Origin of the sequence: Acinetobacter sp. YH12049 (genome assembly GCF_013419875.1) — a bacterium.
GTDB classification, from domain to species: domain Bacteria; phylum Pseudomonadota; class Gammaproteobacteria; order Pseudomonadales; family Moraxellaceae; genus Acinetobacter; species Acinetobacter amyesii.
Window position 1 is genome coordinate 1 of sequence record NZ_VOZH01000104.1, and the last position, 1,598, is coordinate 1,598.

At 44.2% G+C, this 1,598-nt stretch carries 4 protein-coding genes; all 4 read left to right on the forward strand.

What is annotated here, in order from left to right; all coding sequences use genetic code 11:
* The first annotated feature begins 3 nt into the window (after positions 1 to 3).
* Complete coding sequence (locus tag FTU05_RS18160) at positions 4 to 168, forward strand: transposase (protein ID WP_218953455.1); 165 nt, start codon at positions 4 to 6, stop codon at positions 166 to 168.
* 45 nt (positions 169 to 213) lie between these two features.
* A complete protein-coding gene (locus FTU05_RS17640) occupies positions 214 to 597 on the forward strand; it encodes a transposase (protein WP_180166215.1) in 384 nt (127 codons plus the stop codon).
* Positions 594 to 929, forward strand: coding sequence for an IS66 family insertion sequence element accessory protein TnpB (gene tnpB / locus FTU05_RS17645; RefSeq protein ID WP_000618091.1), 336 nt, complete (start codon positions 594 to 596; stop codon positions 927 to 929). The genes FTU05_RS17640 and tnpB overlap by 4 nt, the downstream gene beginning before the upstream one ends.
* Positions 930 to 1,003: 74 nt before the next feature.
* The coding region (locus tag FTU05_RS17650) for an IS66 family transposase zinc-finger binding domain-containing protein (protein WP_180166217.1) at positions 1,004 to 1,598 on the forward strand (595 nt) is incomplete at its 3' end.

Below are 1,598 nucleotides of genomic sequence, written 5' to 3' on the forward strand. Positions count from 1 at the left end.
GAGATGATCAATCGGCTTGAAGAAATTGTAAAAAAGAACTGTGCTGATTGGGAGATTGACTTGATTGAGTTCAATGGTAAAGCTGATCATATTCACTTATTGTTAGATATGCACCCGAATATCATGCGTAAGCGTCCGCTGAACACACCTTCTGAATTCATCCTATAAGCCTTAATTTAGTCCCCACTTAGAAACAAGTGGGGACTTAAATTTATGACTACAAATCATCAGACATCCATCGCATCTCTTGCGAAAAAACGAAGAACATACAGTGCTGAATTTAAACAGCAGATCGTTCAGGCTTGTAAAGCACCGGACGTTTCAATTGCTTCAGTCGCTTTGCAACATGGATTGAATACAAATCTTGTATCCAAATGGATTCGCTTAATTGATGCTAAGCCAGGGAGTGATCGCTCAACACTACCGAATAAACCTGCATTTATTGCCTTATCTTGCTCTGCACCATTAGATCCTACTCCTACTGACATGTTAAAAGTTCAAATTACTTTACCCCACTCAAAAGCAGAAATTGGCTTGAAATGGCAAGTATCAGAAATACCTGCCTTGGCAGAATTACTCAAGGCACTTGCAACATGATCCGCATTGATGAAATCTGGTTGTCTACTCAGCCCATGGACATGCGTGCAGGTATGGATACGACCATGGCTCAGGTGGTGAGAGCCTTTGGCTACATCAAACCGCATTGTGCTTACCTGTTCTGTAATAAACGTGGCCATCGCATGAAAGTACTGGTACATGATGGACTGGGCATCTGGCTGTGTGCCCGGCGGCTGGAACAGGGCAAATTTCACTGGGCTCAAGTTCACCAAGGTGAAACCGTGGCCCTCAGCCCGGAACAGTTACAGGCACTGATCCAAGGTTTGCCCTGGCAGCGCATTGGACGACAGCAGGTGGTGACGATGCTTTAAACCAGGCTGTTCCATTCTGCTATTCTCCAAACGTTCTATTTCATTCTTCTCATGACCTCAGGCATACTGCGGTCATGAATACGCTGCCTGACTTAAGCCAACTGACCCATGAACAACTGCTGGAATTCACCAGACAGTTGGCGATGCAGCATCAGTCTCTAGCACAATCAAATCAAGAATTAGAAAAATCAAACCAGCAATTGGATGCCAAAGTTCAACATCTTGAAGTCACCAATCAGCAATTAGATTCTAAAGTTCAACATCTTTCTATTCTCAATCAAAAATACGAGCATGAACTCGCACTATTTAAACAGCACAAATTCGGCAGTAAAAACGAACATCTCACTGCAAAACAAATCCACCTGTGGGATGAAGCGGTTGAAGAAGATATTGCTGCGGTTGATCTAGAACTGGAACGGCTAAATGCAGATAAAACCGATGCAGCGACACAGAAAGCCAAAACCAATAAACCTAAACGTCGACCACTGCCAGATCATCTACACACCATCCGTATTGAGCATGAACCTGCATCAACCCAATGCGCTTGTGGCTGCCAACTCCGTCGTATCGGCGAAGATGTCAGTGAAAAACTGCATTTCAGACCGGCACAGTTCTATAAGGAACAGCATGTGCGTGGTAAATGGGTCTGTGATCAGTGTGACACCCTGA

What these genes read in the sequence shown, in the direction of transcription:
- FTU05_RS18160 (WP_218953455.1), top strand. Translation starts at nt 4, where the DNA reads ATGATCAATCGGCTTGAAGAAATTGTAAAAAAGAACTGTGCTGATTGG.
- FTU05_RS17640 (WP_180166215.1), top strand. Translation starts at nt 214, where the DNA reads ATGACTACAAATCATCAGACATCCATCGCATCTCTTGCGAAAAAACGA.
- tnpB (WP_000618091.1), top strand. Translation starts at nt 594, where the DNA reads ATGATCCGCATTGATGAAATCTGGTTGTCTACTCAGCCCATGGACATG.